Here is a 19648-nt window from a genome sequence, read left to right as displayed (position 1 = left end):
GAGTACGGTGACCAGTGCGGCGAACGGTCCGGTGGGCACGACCGCTCCGGCCGGCGAGCCGGTCCACGGCCGCGGGCGCACCGCACCGCTGCGGATCGCCAACTGCTCGGGCTACTACGGCGACCGGCTCGCCGCCGCCCGCGAGATGGTCGAGGGCGGCCCGATCGACGTCCTCACCGGCGACTACCTCGCCGAACTCACCATGCTGCTGCTGTGGAAGGCCCGGCGGCGCGACCCGGACGGCGGCTACGCGCTGTCCTTCCTCGCCCAGATGCACGACGTGCTCGGCACCTGCCTGGAGCGCGGCATCAAGGTCGTGGTCAACGCCGGCGGCCTCAACCCGGCCGGGCTCGCCGCGAAGCTCCGCGAACTCGCCGCGGCGGCGGGGCTGCGGCCCTCCGTCGCCCACGTCGAGGGCGACGACCTGCTCGGCCGGCTGCCCGAACTCCGCTCCCGGGGCCACGCCTTCGCCCACCTCGCCACCGGCCGCCCGCTGGCCGCCGCGGGCGTCGAGCCGGTCACCGCCAACGCCTACCTCGGCGGCTGGGGCATCGCGCGGGCGCTGCGCTCGGGCGCCGACGTGGTGGTCTGCGGGCGCGTCACCGACGCGTCGCTCGTGGTCGGGCCCGCCGCGTGGGCGTTCGGCTGGGCGCCCGACGACTGGGACGCGCTGGCCGGCGCGGTCACCGCCGGCCACATCATCGAGTGCGGCACGCAGGCCACCGGCGGCAACTACTCCTTCTTCACCGAGATCCCCGACCCGGTGCACCCCGGCTTCCCCATCGCCGAGGTCCACCCGGACGGCTCCAGCGTCATCACCAAGCACCCTGGCACCGGCGGTGCCGTCACCGTCGGCACCGTCACCGCCCAACTTCTCTACGAGACCGGCCATCCCGCCTACCTCAACGCCGACGTGGTGGCCCGGTTCGACACCGTCCGCCTCACCCAGGAGGGCACCGACCGGGTCGCGGTCGGCCCGGTCACCGGCGAACCGGCGCCCGACACCCTCAAGGTCTGCGTCAACCACGTCGGCGGCCACCGCAACTCCGCGGTGTTCGTGCTCACCGGCCTCGACCTCGACGCCAAGGCCGACTTCGCCGAGGCCGCGCTGCGCGACGCCACCGGGGGCCCGGCCGCGTTCGCCGGGTACGACCTGCGGCGCGAGCACGGCCACGAGGTGGACCGGCTCACCCTGACGGTGAAGGACCCCGACCCCGGCAAGGTCGGCCGCGGCTTCTTCTCCGCCGTCGCCGGCACCGCGCTGGCCGGCTACCCCGGCCTCTACCTGGAGCACGCCACCGCCCGCCCGACCGAGTACGGCGTGTACTGGCCGGCGTTGGTCCCGGCGGAAGAGGTGGCGGAGGTCGCGGTGCTCGCGGACGGTACGCGGCTGGCGGTGCCGAGGGCCGGCGGCCCGGGGCGGTCGGGGGCGGAGGGGCCCGGGGCCGAAGGCGCAGCGTCCGGTGCCGTACCGCCCGGTGCCGTACCGCCCGGTGCCGTAGCGGCCGGTGCCGTACCGCCCGGTGCCGTAGCGGTCGGGGGCGGGCCGGGCGGCGGGCTGTTGCCGGGGCGCGTCGCGCCGGGGGTGAGGCCCGACGCCGTGCCCCCGCCGCCGCCCCCGGTCGCGGGCGCGCCGCGGCCCGAGCGCGCGGAGCCGTACGGTGGGCGGACCGGCGCGGAGCCCGGCAGGACCGTACGCCTGCCGCTGGGCACGCTGGTCGGCGCGCGGTCGGGGGACAAGGGCGGCGACGCCAACGTCGGCCTGTGGGTCGCGGACGACGACGCCTACGCCTGGCTGCGTACGTACCTCGACGTGCCCCGGCTGCGCGCGCTGCTGCCCGAGGCGGCCCGGCTGCCGGTCAGCCGCTACGAACTGCCCAACCTGCGGGCGTTGAACTTCGTCGTGCACGACCTGCTCGGCGACGGGGTGGCGGCGTCCACCCGTGCCGACCCCCAGGCGAAGGCGCTCGGGGAGCGGCTGCGCGGCCGGTTGGCGGACATCCCGGAACGGCTGGTGGAGCCGCCTCGGGCGCCCCGGCCGCAACCCGGTGCATGATCGGACCATGAGCAATCTCGATGTGAAACCGTCCGCGAGCGTCTGCGGGGGCCGCGAGGACGTGTCCGCCGCCCCGGTCCGCGAACTGCTCACCGGCCGCATCACGCCCCTCGGTGAGAGCACGCGGGTGCGCCGGCTGCTCCCCAACCTCGGCCGCCGGATGATCGGCGCGTGGTGCTTCGTCGACCACTACGGCCCCGACGACATCGCCCGCGAACCGGGCATGCAGGTGCCGCCGCACCCGCACACGGGGTTGCAGACCGTGAGCTGGCTGCACGACGGCGAGGTGCTGCACCGCGACAGCCTCGGCAGCAAGCAGACCGTACGGCCACGGGAGTTGGGGCTGATGACCTCCGGGCGGGGCATCTCGCACTCCGAGGAGTCGCCGCGCGACCACGGCCGCTACCTGCACGGCGCCCAGTTGTGGGTGGCGCTGCCCGACGCGCACCGGAACACGGAGCCCGCGTTCGAGCACCACGCGGAGCTGCCCGAGGTCACTGCGCACGGGCTGCACGCCACGGTGATCCTCGGCGAGCTCGACGGTGCGGTGTCGCCCGGTACCGTCCACACGCCCCTGGTCGGCGCCGACCTCACCCTCGCCGAGGGCACCGCCGCGCGGCTGCCGCTCCAGCCGGACTTCGAGTACGCCGCGCTGGCGATGTCCGGGCGGGTGGACGTCGACGGGGTGGCCGTCACCCCGGGGTCGCTCCTCTACCTCGGCGCCGGGCGCCGGGACCTGTCCCTCCTGGCCGACAGCTCCGCCTCCCTCATGCTGCTGGGCGGCGAGCCCTTCGCGGAGAAGCTGGTCATGTTCTGGAACTTCGTCGGGCGCACCGGCGAGGACATCGCCCAGGCCCGTGAGGACTGGCACACCGGGAACCGTTTCGGCGAGGTCCACGGCTACGACGGCGACCGCCTCCTGGCCCCGGAGCTCCCGCCCACCCCCCTCAAACCGCGCGGCCGCGAGCGCTGACCTGCAAGAACGCCGATGCCACCCGTGCCCTTGACCGAGGGCGCCCGAGCGGGCGGGTGACGGCGCCGCACGCCGTCCACCACCCGCGCTCGCGAGGCTCGGAAAGCGTGGTCGGCGCGGTCGCGGATTCGCCTGTGCGTCCGCGTGTGACAGGGTGTGCCAGGACGGATGCTGACCTCATGCCGAGTTTGCTGACCGGTAGTCAGCAGCGCTCTCGGGCGCTTCGCGTCCGGCCCGGCGCCTCCTCCTCCGCGGTGCCGGGACAGCTGGTGGACTCCCGGACAAACGTCGCCCCGGGGCCGAAACACGCGCCATGTGCCGGGGCGTGGGACTCGACGGGGGTGAAGTCCGGCACGCCGTCCCGCGGTGGGTCCTCCAGGACGGCGGCGACGTCGTACAGGTCGTCATCAGCACTGGATGGTTCGCAACAGCACCTGGACACCTCCGGGAGCCCCGTGCGCTGGTAGCCGTCATCAGCCCTTGAGGGTTCGCAACCTGGCCATCACTGCCGCGGGCGGTGCCGACGCCGTGGTCGTCAGGTCGAGTGCTCGGCCGATCGCTCGTGCCGTTCCGGCGCAGTCGCCCTGCCGGGCGAGTGCACGGGCGCGGCCCTTCGCCCAGAGCCGGATCGCCCGGGGGCTGCGCGGGGACAACTCGATCCCTTGGGCGGCGGCCGCATCGCCCGCGGCGCCGTGGCCGCGGTCCGCCTCACCGGACTGCTGCTCCCCATGGTCCTCGGTGCCGCACTGGCGGTTGCCCTCTACCGGCACCTCGCCCCCGACGGCGTCGGCCACTTCGTCCGCCTCGACGCTGTCCCCGGGGTACGCCAACGCCGCTCGCCGCACCCGCCGAGCGCGCGTCCGGCCTCCTGCCGGGGAGGGTGGTAGGTCCACAGAGGCCATATTGACAGGTCCATGACTATCGATGATTCTGAATTGCCGCGCCGCGTCCCGCACACCCCCAAGGCCGGCGGTTTGAGCATCCTGCACCCCCCACGAAGGAGCCAGCATGCGCAGATTCCTGATACGCGTCGCCACCGTCGCGGCTGCGGCGGCCTTTGCCGCTCCGGCCGTTCCGGCCACCGCGGCGGCCGCACCGGGACTGTCCTTCCGCCCCCTGCACTACAACATCAACGGCTACAACTGGGGCGGGTACGCCGCCACGGGCAGCGGCTTCACCTCGGTCTCGGCCGCCTGGACCGAAGCGAACGCGACCTGCAACTCCACCAACGACCTCTACGCCCCCTGGGTCGGCATCGACGGGTACGGCTCGTCCACCGTGGAGCAGACAGGCGTGGCGACCGACTGCTCCAGCGGCAGCCCCGTTCACCAGGCCTGGTACGAGATGTACCCGGCGAGTCCGGTCTACCTCAGCCGCACTTCGTACCCGGTCGCGGCCGGTGACCACATCACCGCCTCGGTGACCAACACCAGCGGCAGCACGTACGCGCTGAAGCTGACCGACTCCACGCGTGGCTGGACCTACAGCATCAACAAGTCCCTCTCCGCCCAACGGGCCAGCGCCGAGGTCATCATCGAGTCGCCGACCGGGGCCTACCCGAACTTCGGCACCCTCAACTTCACCTCGGCCACCGTCAACGGGAGCTCCCTCGGCTCCTACGGCCCGACCGCGCTCGACCCGTCGAACGGCGCGTACGAGGCCCGGACCAGCGCGCTCGGCACCAGCGGCACCAGCTTCAGCGAGACGTACCTGCGGGAGTAGTCGCGCCGGCGCTGGGGCGGCACCCCGCCCCAGCGCACGCCCCCAGGCCGTGTCCAGCACCCGCACCCCTCCGGCCGGATGTTCGACCACCGACCCTCCAGGCTCAGCCCGTGCAGGACGTCCGCCTGGACCGCTTCGAGTTCCACGACGCTGCCTACACTGCCGCGCACCATGGCCGCCCCGAGGGGGCATGGCAGGCGATCCGCTCCCAGGTGCACCTGTTCCCGCTGATGCGCGTGGACTTGAGCCGGAGGGACGACGCCCAGCACATCGAGACCGAACACAGGGAGCTGGCCGACGTCCCCGAAGCGCGCGACTCCGCGCGCGCTCTCGGGGTGGTGAAGGCGGCGGCGAACACCGACTGCGTGGCCACCACCCCCTCCCCGCCGGCCTCCACGTCGACCGCGTCGGTGAGGATGCCCGGACCGATCCGCAGCGCCAGCCGCGCGGCGACCTCCTTGCCCTCCGCCGACGACGGCACCAGCACCGCCAGCGGCTCGACGGCCGCGACCGCCGCCTGCAACGCGTCCACCTTCGGCACCACCAGATAGTCCGCGAACTCCGGCGCGTCCGCGGCCAGCACCCGGACCGCCCCGTGTCACGACCAGGTCGAAGCCCACGTGCTCGACCGCCTTGGCGAGCACCAGGGACGTGCCGATCACATCGGTGCCGTGCAGCGCGTCGTCCTCCACGTGCACGCCCCTGTCCGCACCCATCGACAGCGCCTTGCGCAGCTGGAGTCCTACGCGGCCGGTGCGCCGGGGGTGCTGCTGGGCTGCTGGGAGACCGAGCGCGGCGAGATCTTCGGGCGCCGCCTGCTGGTGCTGCGGGGCTTCGAGGACGCCGCGGAACTGGCGCGGGAGCGCGAGCGCCTGCTCACCAGCACCGATCCGTTCGGCATCGGCGATCACCTCGACCACTTCACGGTGGAGACCTACCGCATGTTCCCGTTCCTCCCGGAGGTCACCACGGGCGGCTACGGCGGCGTGTACGAGTTCCGCACCTACCACCTGCGGCTGGGCGGCCTGACCCCCACGATGAACGGCTGGCGGATAGCGGTGCCCGAACGGACCCGGATGTACCCCCTGACCGCGGCCATGTACGGCCTGGACGGTATCCCCAGGATCACGCACATCTGGCCGTTCCGACCTCGACGCACGGCTGGAGATCCGCAAGGAGTCCCACGACGACCGGGGGATCTGGCCGCCGGAGAACGGCCCGCAGAACACCGCCCACGCCACCTCCACGATCGGCGTCCGCACCCTCATCCCACCCCTTCACTGAGCCCGACCGCGCCCGACGCCGAACGGGCCACGCGCCTGCTCGACTCCGCGATCGCTTGTGCCGAAACCGCTCACCACTGGCACGTGCGTGTCATCGCGCTGAACAAGCGCGCCCGTCAGGCCGTCATCAGCGGGGAGAACGGCCACGGTCCCCGCGGCACGAGCACGGTAGCGACCGGGCCGGGCGGCGATGCCCGTCACTGGACCCCGCCGGTTACTTCTGACCGCGTGCGCGGACGCCGGCGGGGAGGGCCGGGTCGTCTCCGGACCTGGGAAGACCGGGTTCCCCCGGCTGCGACGGCACCATCGCCACGTGCGGGGAGGGCGTGGTGGATGCGTGGGTGCGCAGACGGTCGAGGACGCGGCGGGCGGTGTGTGCCGCCGCGCGGTAGAAGCGGTCAGGCAGGAAGGCGGCGTCGGCGACGATCATGGCGGCGGAGAAGAGCGGGAGCCCGAGGAGGACGGCGATGCCGAGGTGCATGGCCAGGAGCATGACGAGCAGCACGTATTTCAGGCGGCTGAACAGGGCGAAGGGGAAGGCCACTTGGATCAGCACGGTGAGGTAGCCGAGCACCGCGAGGAGGAGGGGGTAGTGGTCGAGGAGCGCGGACAGCGCGGGCCAGGGCCTGAAGAGGTCGAGGTTCACGACGTAGTGCAGGGCGGTTCCCGATTGCCACGAACTGCCCTGCACCTTGTACAGGCCCGCGGAGCCGTAAAGGAGACACACCTGGGCACAGATGACGAACATGCCGCAGTTGTGGAGGGCTGTGACCACCGGTTGCCGGGCCAGGCTGAGCGGGGTCCACACGTCGTTGCCGGCCTGCCGTGGGGCCCGGCCGCGGGGTCGTACCCGACGGTCTTCGCGCCGCGCGTCCAGCGACCAGCGTCGGCCGCAGGCAGTCGCGGTGAGGTACAAGGCCATCAGGAGAACCAGGTTGTCCCCTCCGTCGGTCATGAAGATGGCCCGCGCGTGGAATGAGGCCACGACGAGGGCGAAAGCCACGGACATGGCCCGGGTCCGCCAGCCCAGCAGGAACAGCGCGCAGACGATGATGGCCGCCGCGTAGCAGAAGTCGAAGTAGATCAGGCTGTTGGAGAGGGTGAGGAAGCTGAACCAGCCGGTTTGAGCGAAGAGTTGGTGCGCGAGCGCCGGGGTCCACGGGGAGTCGGGACCCCAGATCTCGTCTCGGTGCGGGAATTCGCGGAGCAGGAACACGAGATAGCACAGGCCGTAGCCGAAGCGCAGGACCGCCGCCGCGTAGAGCGAGACATGGCGGGTGGTGAGCAGGGTGATCAAGCCGCCGAGACTGGCCCGGGCTGCCCGCACGAGACCGGGGCCGGTGCTCATGGCAGGCCGGGGTGTCGTGTTCCGGTCAGTGGTCATGGGCGGTCACCTTCCACCAGGGCAGTTTGCGGGTGTCGACCGCCGAGGGCGGCAGCGGGTGAGTGTGACCGGCGGCGTCGTAGTTGGGCACCGGGCTCGTGCGGACGCGGAGTTGGACCCATTCGACGGCGCCGGGCCGCGTGTCGACACGGTCGACGGCGATGTTCCGCAGGTATTCCTGCCACATCTTCGCGCGGTCGGTGTAGGACACGTCGCTGGTGCTGTGGGAGTCGAGGTAGCCGGTCCATGCCCTGCGGAGCATGTTCTGCGTGGTGTGGCTCGGGAAGGGGTTGTGCCTGACGCCTGCGTTGTCGATCGCTGTGAGGTCGAACCAGGCGCTGACCTGGTAGTGACCGTCTGCGGAGGTGTGGGCCGTGCGGACCGAGATCTGGGGGACGGCCGACTCGGGGTCGGGGGCGAACAGGCGCCAGTTCTGCTCGAAGAACGGGAAGACCCAGCTCTGGATCTGCCCGGCGTAGCGCCGGGAGATCTGGTTCTCTGGCGCGACGTGCAGGAAAAGGAAGAACAGGTGCAGGAGAGCGAAGCACACCAGCATGACGGAGATGCTCCTGGTCGCCTTCCGCAGTACAGGCGGCAGGGCGGCAGGCGCGTCCGGCCCTCCGGGTGGGTTGTCTCCTCGTCGGTCCGGCAGCGCGGTGGGCACAGTGCCGTGGCCGCGCGACGAGGCGGCGTCCGGCGCTTTCACGTCCACCGGCCGGCCCCCGCTCAGTACGCCTTCTGGGCCAGTCGTTGTCATCCCGGCCCTCCTCTCACAACGTTCCGCTGAACTTCCCCGTACCTGGAGAGCCAGGAGGCCCGGCCCGGCAGACGCGTCGCAGCGTCGGCCGGGCCAGGACGGGTTGATGCATCAGTGCTCCTGGGCCTAGCTCTCCTGTTCCTGCTCCTTCGCCTTCTGCGCCCAGGGGTAGTCATCGTCCGACTGCTGCGGCGTGTCTCCGTACGAGGGGTTGTCGCCGTACGTCGGGTTGTCGCCGTACGTGGGCTTGCCCTCAGAGGGAGGGGTGTCGCCGTAGGAGGGCTTCTCGTCGTAAGGGGGCTTGCCGTGCTGCGGCGGCTTCTCCTCGTGCGGAGGCTTCCCGTGGTCGCCGCCGGTGTTGCCAGCGGTGTTGCCGGCCGTATTGCCGCCGACGGTGCTGCCCCCGACGGTGTTGCCACCCCCGACGGTGTTGCCACCGCCGATCGTGTTGCCACCGCCCACGGTGTTGCCGCCGACGGTGTTGCCGAAACTGAGCAACAGCTGCGCGACGGCCTGGACGCCTCCGTACACCACGCCTGCGGGCGTCACCCAGAGCACTTCGTACTCAGCTCGCTGCTGCTCGAGCCCCAGTGACCGTAGATCCGCGCGCTGCCACGGCGTGAAATCACAACGGGGCCGCAGCCACCGCTCGCCGAACTGAACCGAGGCCGTGCAGAAGGCACAGTCCCCATCGAAGACCACTACCGGTCGGGTACGCATACCGCGATCATCCAATGCCGAGTCCCAACGCCGAGGACAACGCGCCCGCGCCGGCACCGGCTGCCCGCGAAGCATCACGCGCGCGACGTAGGAGCACGCGCGGGAAGCCCGTCATCCATGCGCGGCGGTATGCCGGGACCGGCGAGGCGACGGCCGCTCTCCGACCGCACGACGTCTCGGTCGCTCGCAGTTCGCTCACCCGGGCCAGTCGGGCATCCGGCATGGGTTTCCGCGTCGGGACCGTCGGCCGGAACGTCGCGACGGCGGGGACGACCCGCTCGCCGAACGGGTCGAGCCGACCGGGTTCGCCGACCCGGAGCAGGGGGCCGTGGGGCTGGGTGATGCCACTTCGGCGACCGCGTGCAGGTGCTCGACGTCCTGTTGACGTCTCGCCGTTCCTCCCCAGGTCGAAGCGATGCCCTGCCGTCTTATCCATCCGGTCGTCATCGCGGCCCTCGTCGGCGCAGTGCCGGCGGAAGACGTCCAGTTGGCGGGCGTCGCGTCGAGGTCGTACACGCCGATGGTGCACGCGCCGGCGTGGCGGGCGACGCGCTTCAGCGTCTTCCTCCCGCCCTCGCCTCCGACCAGGATCGTCGGGTGCGGAGGGACAGCGCCTGCCGGGAGTTGGGCGTACGGGCCGGGCGGTAGTGCCGGCCGTCGAACGGGCCCTCCTAACCACTCCACATGTGCCGGACGACGCGCAGCGCCTCCTGAGCCGCTCGATCCGCTCGGCGACCGGCGGGAAGGGCCGGCCGCGTCCGCGTGCGTGTCCGCGTGCGCCGCCGCGCCGATGCCGAGGACCGCCCGGCCGCCGGACAGCACGTCGAGGGTGGTCACGGCCTTCGCGAGGAGCCCGGGCTCGCGGAAGACGACCGCGGTCACCAGCGCGAGCAGCTTCACCCGTTCGGTCTTCGCCGCCAGCCAACCGAGCCTCGTGTACGCCTCCCGCATCTCGTGCTCGGGCGGTCCGAGCGTCGGCATCTGCCGGACGTGGTCCGTGACGCTGATCCGGTCGACGCAGGGCCTCCTCGGCGCGCCGCGCGTCGACCTCGACCAGATCCTCGATCGCGTGGTGGCCGTCGCGAAGATCGCCGGCACCCCGGAGTACCGGCAGCCGATCCTCGACGCGGCACTCGCCGGACTGGTCGGGTGCGACGGCTGACGTCCCCGGCCTCCGCCGGGTCGTGCGGGTGTGACACGACGGCGGCGGCCCACCGCGTCGATCGCGGTGGGCCGCCGCCGTCGTGTCCGGGGCGGACCGAGGACGGGGTCAGTTCCCGAAAGCGTCCTTGGCGGCGTCCTTGGCCTTCTCGCCCGCGGCGCGGACATCGCCCTTCGCCTGCTCCGCGCGGCCCTCGGCCTCCAGCCGCTCGTTGCCGACCGCGCGGCCGGCGGTCTCCTTGAGCTTGCCCTTGCCCTGCTCGACCTTGGCCTTGGTCTTGTCATCGGTGCTCATCACAACTCCTTTTTCTCGCGCTGCGGATGTACCTGCCGCGCAGGTCCCGCAGAAATCCGGGAAGGGGATGCGCTCGGCGCCACCGGGGAAACGGTCACGCGATCACACGCCCCGACTTCACGGCGCCTTTCCCCGAATGCGGGATGTATTCCCCCGGCGGCGACGTCAATACGGCGATACGGCGTGCACTCGCCGCGTCACCAGCGGTACCAGCGGCTACGCCCACCGCCGGAGTGCGTGGAGCGGACCACGAAGCCCAGCAGCCAGACCACCAGCACGACCACGGCGACCCACCAGAGAATCTTCAGCGCGAATCCCGCACCGAAGAGGATCAGAGCCAGCAGAAGAACGAGGAGCAACGGTCCCATGATTATCAACCTCCGAGCCGCCGCTTTCCCACCGCCGACCCGATCATGCCGAGAATATGCGCGCGGTGTATCCCCGCCCGGTGATGCCGCACATCCGGTGGGGCCGGTCGGTGGCGTACGGCGCGGCCGGTACGGGGTCGGGTCGGGCGGCGCGTGGCGGGTCGGGCGGCGCGTGGTCCGGCGGGGTCCGGAGTGTAGGGGTTCGCGGGTGTCCATACGGTCTGATGGGCGGGAAAAGCATACGGAGTCCGAAAATTGCCGGAAGGCGGCTTCCCGTGTCCGGGGGAGTGCGCCGGTCACGCGGAAGCGGGCCGCTCCGGCCGGCGTTCCCGGGGTGGCCGGGCCGCCGCCCGTACGGGGCCGGCCGGTGGCGCGAACACGGCCCGGCGGACGCCGTGTTCAGGACGGCCGGGCGGAAGCCGGCGGAGGAGCCGAGCCCTCGGGCCGTGCGGGGAGCGTGCCCGGGCGTGTGGCGCCCTGGCGCGTACGCCCACGTCCGCGGGGGCGGTGGTCCCGGCGGTGCCGCCGGGCGGCCGGGCCGGGGTGCCCCGTCCGGGGTGGCCGGATGGGGCGCCGGGACCGTAGCGGACCGGCCAGCCTCCCTTATGGTGGTATCTCGCCTCTTCTCCGGCGCTCATTGACGGAGTGTGGGCTTCCGGTGATGCTGAGCCACACCACACGTTCCTCCCGCCGCGTTCGCCGCGGCGGTTCGGCCCGGTGCCCGGCCGTGACGTGACCACGGCGCGGCGCGCCCCGCCCGCCACGGGGCGGCGGACGGCCGGGGCGCCGCCGTGCACGACGGCACCACGCCGGCGCGCCGCGGCGGGCACCGGCCCGCGCACGGCGTACGGCACGGCACGGCGTACGGCACAGCACGCGGCGCGGCACGGCGCGGCACGGCACGCGAGCACCACCACGAAGCAAGCCCCGTACACCCGGACGGCACGTCCCGGGCGCGCTCGCGCCTGCCCGCGCCCGTCCGGCACCTCACCGACGACACAGGGAGACTCCGATGTCCCAGGAACACGGCCGAAAGAGATCCGGCCGCCGTACCGCGCGGCTGCTGACGGGGGCCGCGCTGGCCCTCGCGACCACCGTGGGCGCCGCCGGTGCCGCGGGCGCCGCGGCCCCGAACGCCGACCGGTCGGCCGCCGGGTACCTGTCCGCCTCCCACGCGGCGCCCGCCACGGTGGTGTCCCCGGCGGTGGCGACGACCAGCTTCACCCACACCTCGACCACCGCGCCGTACTACACGATCACCTGCACCCTCACCGCCAGCGACCCGCTGCGCTACTACGGGGGCGCGTACCCGGGCGGCGGGGTGGAGGCCATCGGCAGCGTCCAGTGCAACAACCTGGTCAACACCATCGCGGTCCAGGTGGCGCTGGTGAAGAACAGCTCCGTGGTGGCCCGGAGCACGGTGCGCTACTCGTACAGCACCAACCTGGGCGGCCAGACCACCGACACGCCGCACGGCGCGGGGACGTACATCACGGCCGCGGTCACCGGGATCACCTTCCCCGACGGCTACTACTGGGCCAGCCCCGAGGTCGACAGTCCCAGCCTCTACATCGCCTCCTGAGCCTCCGTCCGGCCCGGGGCGCCGCCGCCCGGTGCCCGGCGCCCCGGCCCTCCCAGCGTCACGCCGTTCGCATGATGAGACAAGACGTCTCGTTGGTTGAGAAGTTCACTAGGCTCCGCAGTGCCCTGGAGGCAGTGGACGAGCGGAGAGTGCGCGATGCCCAAGACGGTCATTCATGTGTTCCACGACGACGATGACGCGCTGGCCACCGGAACGCGGGTGGCCCAGCGCATCCACGAGGTCGCACAGGAGCGGGGGAGCGAGGTCGAGGTCTTCTGCTTCGGGCCCGCCCAGCGCCGGCTCGGGGAGGAGGGCGGCTCGGCGGCCGTCCTGACCTTCAACCGGCAGATCGACGAACTGGTCGCGGCGGGCGTCGTGGTGGGGGCGTGCGTCAACTCCGCCCGCGCCGACGGGGTCGAGGACCTGCTCACCGGGCGCGGCCTGCGCCTGCGCGTCGCCCGCGACGAGTTCGTGCGCTTCACCCTCGAACAGGCCACGGTCGTCAGCTTCTGACGGGGGGCGGCGCCCGCCGCCTCCATCCGACGGCGACGTGTCACCGCCACCTCCCGGCGGTGACACGTCGCTGGTGCGTACCGGCGGTGGCGCCCGCTCAGGCGACGATCCGCAGGGGGTTCTCCAGCAGCTCCGTGAGCGTCTTGAGGAACTGCGCCGCCAGGGCCCCGTCGATGACGCGGTGGTCGGCCGTGAGCGTGTACCGCAGCCGCTTGCGCGTCACCACCTCACCGCCGGCGAGGGCGAGTTCGTCGCCGGCGGCGCCCACGGCGAGGATCGCGCCCTGGGGAGGGTTGATGATCGCGGTGAAGTGCTCCACGCCGTACATCCCGAGGTTGCTGACCGTGAACGTCCCGTCGCCCATGTCCGCGGCGGCCAGCCGCCGTTCCGCGGCCTTCGCGACAAGGTCCCGGGTCGCGGCGGCGATCGCGGTGACCGACGCGCGGTCCGCGTCGCGGACGACGGGGACGACCAGGCCGGCGGGTGACGCGACGGCGACGCCGACGTGCACCCGCCCGTGCAGGAGCGTCTGCCCCTGACCGTCCGGGGAGTACGACGCGTTGACGCCGGGGTGCCCGCGCAGCGCGAGCGCGACCGCGCGGACGAGGAGGTCGTTCACGCTGACCTTCACCCCGTCCTCGGCGCGGGAGGCGTTGATCCGCCCGCGCAGGGCGAGCAGGTCGCCGACGTCCGCGGAGGCGGTCGCGGTGAAGGTGGGGACGGTGGTGCCGCTCTCCGTCAGCCGTGCGGCGATCGCCCGGCGGATCGGGTCGAACGGCACCGGCCGCGGTTCCCGCCCGTCCGGCGTCTTCGCGGTACCCGGGGCGGCCGCCGCGTCCAGGGCGTTCACGGCGTCCACCGCACCCTGCCCGCCCGGCGCTTCCGGCGCGGCGAGCGCGGCGAGCGTGTCGAGCGCGTCGATGTCGGCGCGCACGATCCGGCCGCCCGGACCGGTGCCGGCGACCGTGGCGAGGTCGATGTCGCGCTCCCGCGCCAGCCGGCGCACCAGTGGCGTCGCCGCCCGGCGCTCCGGCAGATCGGGCGCGGTCGTGGGCGGCCCTGACGGCGACCCGGCTTCCGTGTGATCCTCGGCCGCGGCCGGCCCCGGCCCGGAGGCCCCCGCGGCGCCTGGCGTGCCGCCGCTCCCGCTGCCGCCGCTGCCGCCGGTGCCGGTGCCGGTGACGCTACCGGCACCACCGACGGGACCACCGGCGGCATCACCCGGGGCCCCGGTACCGGTACCGGCACCGGCCCGGGCACCGTCGCCCATGGCGTCGGCCCCCGCACCGGCCGCCACGGACGCACCGTCGTCCAGCCGGGCGATGGGTGCGCCGATGGGCGCGCTCCCCCCTTCGGGGACGAGGATCTCGGCCAGCGTGCCGGCGTCGTACGCCTCGTGTTCCATGAGGGCCTTGTCGGTCTCGATCTCGACCAGCACGTCGCCCGGGCTCACGGTGTCGCCGGGCTGTTTGAGCCAGGCGGCGACGACCCCCTGCGTCATGGTGTCGGACAGGCGGGGCATGAGGATGTCGATCATGGCGTCTCTTCTGTCGTTCCGTGGGCTCAGCGGCGCCGTGCGACGGCGTCGAGCGTCTCGCGGATGGCGGCGGCCGCGTCGTCGGCCGAGGGCAGGGCCGCGGTCTCCAGGGTCTTCGCGTACGGCAGCGGGACCTCGGCCATGGCGACCCGCCGGACGGGGGCGTCGAGCCAGTCGAACGCCCCGTCGCCGATCGTGGCGGCGACCTCGGCACCGATGCCGTAGGTGAGCCAGTCGTCCTCCAGCACGACCGCGCACCCGGTCTTCCGCACGGACGCGACGATCGACTCCCGGTCCAGCGGGCGGAGGCTGCGCAGGTCGACCACCTCGACGTCGATCCCCTCACCGGCGAGGCGCTCGGCCACCTGGAGGGCCACGGCGGCCATCCGCGAGTACGCGACCACGGTGATGTCGGCGCCCTCCCGGGTGACGGCGGCCCGGCCGATCGGCGCGGGCCCGAGGTCGTCGGGGACCTCGCCGGTGGTGTTGTAGAGGGCGAGGTTCTCCAGCACCAGGACGGGGTCGTCGTCGCGGATCGCCGCCAGCATGAGCGCCTTCGCGTCCGCCGGGCTCGACGGCGCGACCACCTTCATGCCCGGGACGAAGGCGTAGTACAGCTCGATGTTCTGCGAGTGCGTGGCGCCAAGTTGCTGCCCTCCTCCGCCGGGGGTGCGGATCACCAGCGGGACGCGCGCCTGGCCGCCGAACATGCCGTAGACCTTCGCGGCGTGGTTCACGATCTGGTCCAGCGCCAGCAGCGAGAAGTTGATCGTCATGATCTCCACGACCGGCCGCAGCCCCACCATGGCCGCGCCGATCGCCGCCCCGGTGAACCCCTCCTCGGCGATCGGGGTGTCCCGCACCCGCCGCGGACCGAAGGCGTCGAGCATGCCCGCGGTGATCTTGTACGACCCCTCGAACCGGCCGATCTCCTCGCCGATCAGGAACACCCGCTCGTCGCGCAGCATCTCGTCGTGCAGGGCGGCGTGCAGGGCCTGGCGGTAGCTGATCACGCTCATGCCGGCACCCCCGCGGGCGAGGCGCCCACCGGGCGCGGCGGCGCCGGGAACAGCGCCTCGCCCGGCAGGCGCCGGGAGTCGTTCGGCACCGGGGTGGCGTAGGTGTAGTCGAAGAGGGTGGACACGTCCGGGTGCGGGCTGGCGTCGGCGAACGCCGCGGCGGCGGTCACCGCGGCGGTGGCCTCGGCGTCGATCCGCTCGATGAGCTCGTCGGTCAACACGCCCTGGCGGTGCAGCCGTACGGCGTAGGCGGCGATCGGATCGGCCGCGCGCAGCGCCTCGGCCTCCTCGCGGGTGCGGTACCGGGCGGGATCGACCACGGAGTGCCCCTTGAGGCGTCCCGAGACGGTCTCCAGCAGGTACGGCCGCCCCGCCCGGGCGCTGTCCAGCGCGGTGCGGGCGGCCCGGAAGACGGCCACCGGGTCGTTGCCGTCCACGCGGGCGGAGGCCATCCGGTACGACGCCGCCCTCTTGTGCAGCTCGGGCTCGGCGGAGGACTGCTCGACGGTGGTGCCCATGCCCAGCCCGTTGTTGACGACCACGTACACGACGGGCAGCCCCCACAGCGCGGCGATGTTCAGCGACTCGTGGAAGGCGCCGATGTTCGTCGTGCCGTCGCCCATCAGGCAGACCACGGCCTCGGTGCCGCCGCGGTAGTCGACGGCCAGGGCCGCCCCGGTGGCCAGCGGGACCTGGCCGCCGACGATCCCGTAGCCGCCCATGAACCGCGAGGCGACGTCGAACATGTGCATCGACCCGCCCCAGCCCTTCGAGACGCCGTCGGTCCGCCCGTACAGCTCGGCCATGACCCGTTCCGGCGCGATGCCCCGGGCGAGGGCGTAGCCGTGCTCCCGGTAGTTGGTGAAGACGTAGTCCTCCGACCGCGCCGCGGCCATCAGCCCGGCGACGGTGGCCTCCTCGCCGAGGTTCAGGTGGCAGTAGCCGCCGACCTTCGCCTCCGTGTAGGCGCGGGCCGCACGCTCCTCGAACCGTCGGACCAGCACCATCTGCCGGTAGAAGGCGAGCAGTTCCGCGTCCGCGAGCGCTTCTCCGCCCGTACCGGGGCCGGCCTCCGCGTCCGCGGGGGCTTCCCCGCCCGAACCCGCGCGGACCTCCCCCTCCGCCGCGGGCGCCCCGGGCCCGGCCGTCCCCGCGGCCGCCCTGCGGCGTCCGGACCTCCCGCCGCCCTGTGCGCGAGCGCCCCGGTCCGGCGGGTTCCCGGCCGCTGAGGCCCTGGTAGTCGGGGGCATACGAGATCTCCTTCTCACCCTGACGGACCGCGCCCGCCTGCCGGCCGGTCCGGCCGGACCGCGGGGGCCGTCGTTCCGCCCCGCGGGTGCGGGGCGGTCACCTCATTAATGATACGAGCTTCGGTTCATTATAGGATCGGGGCCCGGACGCTGTCGACCACGGAGGGTGCGCGATGACTGCGAGGGACAACGAGGGCGCCGCCGCGCCGCAGACGGCGCGCAAGCGCGGCCGCCCGACCGCGGCCGAGCGCGCCCAGCGCCGGGACGAGATCCTCGACGCCGCGGTCCGCCTGTTCGTGGCCGGCGGGTTCGAGCAGGTCACGCTCGACGACATCGCCGCGCGGGCACACGTGACCAAGCGCACCATCTACGCCTACGTCGGGGACCGGACCGAGATCTTCCTCGCGGCGGTCGAACGGCTCCGGGAGCGCGCCCTCGAACAGCCCGTGCGCGAGGACGGCCTGGTGGACCTCGCGGCGAAGATCGTCTTCGCGCTCCACGGCGACGAGGCCGTCGGCCTGCACCGGCTGATGATCACCGAAGCCCACCGCTTCCCGGACCTCGCCCGCCGCTTCTACGACGACGGGCCGCGCGGCTACGTCGCCGCGCTCGCCGACCGCCTCACCCCGCCCGACCCCGAGACAGCCGAGGCCCTGTTCGCCCTGCTGCTGGGCGAACCGCACCGCCGGCGGCTGCTCGGGCTGGCCCCCGCGCCGACGCGGCAGGCGGCGGCCGCCCACGCCAGGAGCGCGGTCGGGCGGCTGGTCCGCCCCGTACCGCCGGAAGGACCCGCGGCCTGAACCGGCGGGCGCCACGGGGCGGAACCACCATCGGCCGGACGGCGGCGCCGACCGGCCCATTCGCGAAGGAGGCACGGTGTCACTGCTGACGCACATCAGGGATCCCCGGGACCTGGACGGGCTCGACTCCGATCAGCTCACGCAACTCGCCGGCGAGATCAGGGCGTTCCTCATCGACGCGGTCGCGCGGACCGGCGGCCACCTCGGGCCGAACCTGGGGGTGGTGGAGCTGACCATCGCCCTCCACCGGGTGTACGACTCGCCGAACGACAGGATCCTCTTCGACACCGGCCACCAGACCTACGTGCACAAGCTCCTGACCGGCCGTCAGGACTTCCGCCGGCTGCGGGCGCGGGGCGGCCTGTCGGGCTACCCGTCGCGCGCCGAGTCCCCGCACGACGTGATCGAGAACTCGCACGCCTCCACCGTCCTGGGCTGGGCCGACGGCCTGGCCGCGGCCAACCGGCTGCTGGGGAGGGACGACAGCGTGGTCGCGGTCATCGGCGACGGCGCGCTGACCGGCGGCATGGCCTGGGAGGCGCTCAACAACATCGCGGCGGCGAAGGACCGGCCGCTCGTCATCGTCGTCAACGACAACGCGTGGTCCTACGCGCCCACCACCGGCGGCCTCGCCGACCACCTGGCCACCCTGCGCGTCTCGGACGGCTACGAGCGCTTCCTCGCCCGCGGCCGGGACCTGCTGGAGCGGGCACCGGTCGTGGGCAGGCCCCTGTACGAGACGCTGCACGGCGCCAAGAAGGGGCTGAAGGACGTCGTCGCGCCGCAGGGCCTGTTCGAGGACCTCGGCCTGAAGTACACCGGCCCGATCGACGGCCACGACGTGGCGGCCGTCGAGACGGCGCTTCGGCGGGCGAAGCGCTTCGGCGGCCCGGTCATCGTGCACTGCGTCACCGAGAAGGGCTGCGGGTACACCCCCGCCGAGGCGGCGGCGGACCGCTTCCACGGCATCGGCCCGATCGACCCCGACAGCGGCCTGCCGCTCGCGGCGGGCGGCGCGGACTGGACGTCGGTGTTCGGCGAGGAGATGCTGCGGCTGGGACGGGAGCGCGAGGACATCGTCGCCGTCACCGCCTCGATGCAGGACTCCGTCGGGCTGACCGCGTTCGCCGAGGCGTTCCCCGACCGCGTCCACGACGTCGGCATCGCCGAGCAGCACGGCGCGGTCCTCGCCGCGGGCCTGGCCACGGCGGGGCTGCACCCCGTCTTCGCCGTGTACGCGACGTTCCTCAACCGCGCGTTCGACCAGGTCCTGATGGACGTGGCGCTGCACCGCTGCGGGGTGACCTTCGCGCTCGACCGGGCCGGCATCACGGGGACCGACGGCGCCTCGCACCACGGCATGTGGGACCTGTCGCTGTTCCAGGTCGTGCCCGGCCTCCGGATCGCGGCCCCGCGCGACGCCGACCAGGTGCGCGCGCAGTTGCGCGAGGCGGTCCGGGTCGAGGACGCGCCGACGGTGGTGCGGTACTCCAAGGGCGCGGTGGGGCCCGCGGTCGCGGCCGTCGGGCGGATCGGCGGCATGGACGTCCTGCGCCGGCCGGCCGCCGCGGGCCCGGCCGACGTCCTGCTGGTGTCCGTGGGCGCGCTCGCCCCGATGTGCCTGGAGATCGCCGACCTCCTGGACGCGCAGGGCGTGTCGAGCACGGTCGTGGACCCGCGCTGGGTCAAGCCGGTCGACGAGGAGATGGTCCCGCTCGCGGCGCGCCACCGGGTGGTGGTCACCGTCGAGGACAACGTCCGCACCGGCGGCGTGGGCGCGGCCGTCGCCCAGGCGCTGCGGGACGCCGAAGTGGACGTGCCGCTGCGCGACTTCGGCATACCCGAGCGCTTCCTGCCGCACGCCTCCCGAGGGGAGCTGATGGCGGAGATCGGCCTGACGGCGCCCGACATCGCCCGCCGGGTCACCGCGCTGGTGTCCCGACTCGGAGGTGCCGAACGGACTTTCGCGTAAGTGTGCGGAAGGCGGGCACACGGCGTGGTGAATGGAGGTTGATACATCATGGTTCCCCTTCTCGTCGTCCTCGTCCTCGCGCTTCTCCTCTTCGGCGCCGGCTTCGCACTCCACCTTCTGTGGTGGGTCGCCGTCATCGCCCTCGTCGTGTGGCTGCTCGGCTTCGTCATGCGCGGTACGCACTCCAGCGGGCGCCGCGGCCGCTGGTACCGCTGGTAGCGGACGGCCGGCCCCTCGCGTACGGACACCCGTGCGT

Annotated in this window: 19 protein-coding genes and 3 pseudogenes; 9 read left to right on the top strand and 13 right to left on the bottom strand. The window is 73.2% G+C overall.

Annotated features, from left to right (window positions below):
• Positions 1–31 precede the first annotated feature (31 nt).
• Together RVR_RS06150 and RVR_RS06145 are read left to right on the top strand one after the other, a co-directional pair.
• Positions 32–2056, top strand: a complete 2025-nt coding sequence (locus tag RVR_RS06150) for an acyclic terpene utilization AtuA family protein (protein ID WP_430393218.1) — start codon at positions 32–34, stop codon at positions 2054–2056.
• Between the two features lie 7 nt (positions 2057–2063).
• The gene (locus RVR_RS06145) at positions 2064–3029 is read left to right on the top strand and encodes a pirin family protein (RefSeq protein WP_202232874.1); all 966 of its coding nucleotides are present in this window, start codon (positions 2064–2066) and stop codon (positions 3027–3029) included.
• 473 nt (positions 3030–3502) lie between these two features.
• On the opposite strand, the gene RVR_RS06140 is transcribed toward RVR_RS06145, so the two are convergent.
• Positions 3503–3859, bottom strand: coding sequence for a hypothetical protein (locus RVR_RS06140; protein WP_202232873.1), 357 nt, complete (start codon positions 3857–3859; stop codon positions 3503–3505).
• 178 nt (positions 3860–4037) lie between these two features.
• Between RVR_RS06140 and RVR_RS06135 the strand changes: the two genes are divergently transcribed.
• Positions 4038–4751: a G1 family glutamic endopeptidase gene (locus RVR_RS06135; RefSeq protein ID WP_202232872.1), complete on the top strand. Its 714-nt coding sequence runs from the start codon at positions 4038–4040 to the stop codon at positions 4749–4751.
• Between the two features lie 334 nt (positions 4752–5085).
• Here the strand turns inward: RVR_RS06135 and RVR_RS06130 are convergent.
• The 7 genes and pseudogenes from RVR_RS06130 to RVR_RS39070 form a co-directional block, all read right to left on the bottom strand.
• Positions 5086–5349, bottom strand: a pseudogene (locus RVR_RS06130) (adenine nucleotide alpha hydrolase family protein); the annotation flags it as partial.
• Positions 5309–5485 (bottom strand): annotated as a pseudogene (locus tag RVR_RS38855) (electron transfer flavoprotein subunit beta); the annotation flags it as partial. The pseudogenes RVR_RS38855 and RVR_RS06130, both read right to left, overlap by 41 nt.
• Positions 5486–5493: 8 nt before the next feature.
• A complete protein-coding gene (locus RVR_RS06120; RefSeq protein WP_202232871.1) occupies positions 5494–5652 on the bottom strand; it encodes a hypothetical protein in 159 nt (52 codons plus the stop codon).
• Positions 5653–6248: 596 nt separating this feature from the next.
• A complete protein-coding gene (locus RVR_RS06115) occupies positions 6249–7382 on the bottom strand; it encodes an HTTM domain-containing protein (protein ID WP_202238420.1) in 1134 nt (377 codons plus the stop codon).
• 25 nt (positions 7383–7407) lie between these two features.
• On the bottom strand, positions 7408–7974 hold the full coding sequence (locus RVR_RS06110) for a DUF5819 family protein (RefSeq protein WP_202232870.1): 567 nt from the start codon (positions 7972–7974) through the stop codon (positions 7408–7410).
• 684 nt (positions 7975–8658) lie between these two features.
• A pseudogene (locus tag RVR_RS06105) lies at positions 8659–8895 on the bottom strand (thiol-disulfide oxidoreductase DCC family protein); the annotation flags it as partial.
• 195 nt (positions 8896–9090) lie between these two features.
• Positions 9091–9816: an LLM class flavin-dependent oxidoreductase gene (locus RVR_RS39070; protein WP_430393217.1), complete on the bottom strand. Its 726-nt coding sequence runs from the start codon at positions 9814–9816 to the stop codon at positions 9091–9093.
• On the opposite strand from RVR_RS39070, the gene RVR_RS37355 reads away from it, so the two are divergent.
• The gene (locus tag RVR_RS37355) at positions 9725–10057 is read left to right on the top strand and encodes a hypothetical protein (protein ID WP_237404597.1); all 333 of its coding nucleotides are present in this window, start codon (positions 9725–9727) and stop codon (positions 10055–10057) included. The genes RVR_RS39070 and RVR_RS37355 overlap by 92 nt on opposite strands.
• 108 nt (positions 10058–10165) lie before the next feature.
• Here RVR_RS37355 and RVR_RS06090 read toward each other — a convergent pair whose 3' ends face one another.
• The gene (locus RVR_RS06090; protein ID WP_202232867.1) at positions 10166–10351 is read right to left on the bottom strand and encodes a CsbD family protein; all 186 of its coding nucleotides are present in this window, start codon (positions 10349–10351) and stop codon (positions 10166–10168) included.
• 197 nt (positions 10352–10548) lie between these two features.
• Positions 10549–10719: a DUF5670 family protein gene (locus tag RVR_RS06085; protein WP_202232866.1), complete on the bottom strand. Its 171-nt coding sequence runs from the start codon at positions 10717–10719 to the stop codon at positions 10549–10551.
• A gap of 1012 nt (positions 10720–11731) precedes the next feature.
• Here RVR_RS06085 and RVR_RS06080 point away from each other — a divergent pair.
• Entirely contained in the window at positions 11732–12301 is a 570-nt protein-coding gene (locus RVR_RS06080; protein ID WP_202232865.1) for a hypothetical protein, read from the top strand.
• Positions 12302–12457: 156 nt separating this feature from the next.
• Positions 12458–12814, top strand: coding sequence for a hypothetical protein (locus RVR_RS06075; RefSeq protein ID WP_202232864.1), 357 nt, complete (start codon positions 12458–12460; stop codon positions 12812–12814).
• Positions 12815–12911: 97 nt separating this feature from the next.
• Here RVR_RS06075 and RVR_RS06070 read toward each other — a convergent pair whose 3' ends face one another.
• Genes RVR_RS06070 through pdhA form a run of 3 tightly spaced genes read right to left on the bottom strand, consistent with a single transcriptional unit; the run spans position 12912 to position 16620 of the window.
• Positions 12912–14351, bottom strand: a complete 1440-nt coding sequence (locus tag RVR_RS06070) for a dihydrolipoamide acetyltransferase family protein (RefSeq protein WP_202232863.1) — start codon at positions 14349–14351, stop codon at positions 12912–12914.
• A gap of 26 nt (positions 14352–14377) precedes the next feature.
• Positions 14378–15370: an alpha-ketoacid dehydrogenase subunit beta gene (locus tag RVR_RS06065; protein WP_202232862.1), complete on the bottom strand. Its 993-nt coding sequence runs from the start codon at positions 15368–15370 to the stop codon at positions 14378–14380.
• A complete protein-coding gene (gene pdhA / locus RVR_RS06060) occupies positions 15367–16620 on the bottom strand; it encodes a pyruvate dehydrogenase (acetyl-transferring) E1 component subunit alpha (protein ID WP_202232861.1) in 1254 nt (417 codons plus the stop codon). The genes RVR_RS06065 and pdhA overlap by 4 nt, the downstream gene beginning before the upstream one ends.
• 173 nt (positions 16621–16793) lie before the next feature.
• Here pdhA and RVR_RS06055 point away from each other — a divergent pair, with 173 nt between their 5' ends.
• The 3 genes from RVR_RS06055 to RVR_RS06045 all read left to right on the top strand — a co-directional run bounded on the left by RVR_RS06055 (position 16794) and on the right by RVR_RS06045 (position 19611).
• Positions 16794–17420, top strand: a complete 627-nt coding sequence (locus RVR_RS06055; protein ID WP_202232860.1) for a TetR/AcrR family transcriptional regulator — start codon at positions 16794–16796, stop codon at positions 17418–17420.
• Positions 17421–17496: 76 nt separating this feature from the next.
• Positions 17497–19392, top strand: a complete 1896-nt coding sequence (gene dxs / locus RVR_RS06050) for a 1-deoxy-D-xylulose-5-phosphate synthase (RefSeq protein WP_202232859.1) — start codon at positions 17497–17499, stop codon at positions 19390–19392.
• A gap of 48 nt (positions 19393–19440) precedes the next feature.
• Positions 19441–19611, top strand: coding sequence for a hydrophobic protein (locus RVR_RS06045; protein WP_202232858.1), 171 nt, complete (start codon positions 19441–19443; stop codon positions 19609–19611).
• Positions 19612–19648 lie beyond the last annotated feature (37 nt).

The organism is Streptomyces sp. SN-593 (genome assembly GCF_016756395.1).
Lineage (GTDB): Bacteria > Actinomycetota > Actinomycetes > Streptomycetales > Streptomycetaceae > Actinacidiphila > Actinacidiphila reveromycinica.
This window is presented reverse-complemented; position numbering and strand designations above follow the sequence as displayed.

Bases quoted from the DNA above. Each gene is read 5' to 3' on its own strand.
- RVR_RS06145 (WP_202232874.1), top strand. From the start codon at position 2,064: ATGAGCAATCTCGATGTGAAACCGTCCGCGAGCGTCTGCGGGGGCCGC.
- RVR_RS06135 (WP_202232872.1), top strand. From the start codon at position 4,038: ATGCGCAGATTCCTGATACGCGTCGCCACCGTCGCGGCTGCGGCGGCC.
- RVR_RS06120 (WP_202232871.1), bottom strand. From the start codon at position 5,652: ATGCCGAACGGATCGGTGCTGGTGAGCAGGCGCTCGCGCTCCCGCGCC.
- RVR_RS06115 (WP_202238420.1), bottom strand. From the start codon at position 7,382: ATGAGCACCGGCCCCGGTCTCGTGCGGGCAGCCCGGGCCAGTCTCGGC.
- RVR_RS06110 (WP_202232870.1), bottom strand. From the start codon at position 7,974: ATGCTGGTGTGCTTCGCTCTCCTGCACCTGTTCTTCCTTTTCCTGCAC.
- RVR_RS06090 (WP_202232867.1), bottom strand. From the start codon at position 10,351: ATGAGCACCGATGACAAGACCAAGGCCAAGGTCGAGCAGGGCAAGGGC.
- RVR_RS06085 (WP_202232866.1), bottom strand. From the start codon at position 10,719: ATGGGACCGTTGCTCCTCGTTCTTCTGCTGGCTCTGATCCTCTTCGGT.
- RVR_RS06080 (WP_202232865.1), top strand. From the start codon at position 11,732: ATGTCCCAGGAACACGGCCGAAAGAGATCCGGCCGCCGTACCGCGCGG.
- RVR_RS06075 (WP_202232864.1), top strand. From the start codon at position 12,458: ATGCCCAAGACGGTCATTCATGTGTTCCACGACGACGATGACGCGCTG.
- RVR_RS06070 (WP_202232863.1), bottom strand. From the start codon at position 14,351: ATGATCGACATCCTCATGCCCCGCCTGTCCGACACCATGACGCAGGGG.
- RVR_RS06065 (WP_202232862.1), bottom strand. From the start codon at position 15,370: ATGAGCGTGATCAGCTACCGCCAGGCCCTGCACGCCGCCCTGCACGAC.
- pdhA (WP_202232861.1), bottom strand. From the start codon at position 16,620: ATGCCCCCGACTACCAGGGCCTCAGCGGCCGGGAACCCGCCGGACCGG.
- RVR_RS06055 (WP_202232860.1), top strand. From the start codon at position 16,794: ATGACTGCGAGGGACAACGAGGGCGCCGCCGCGCCGCAGACGGCGCGC.
- RVR_RS06045 (WP_202232858.1), top strand. From the start codon at position 19,441: ATGGTTCCCCTTCTCGTCGTCCTCGTCCTCGCGCTTCTCCTCTTCGGC.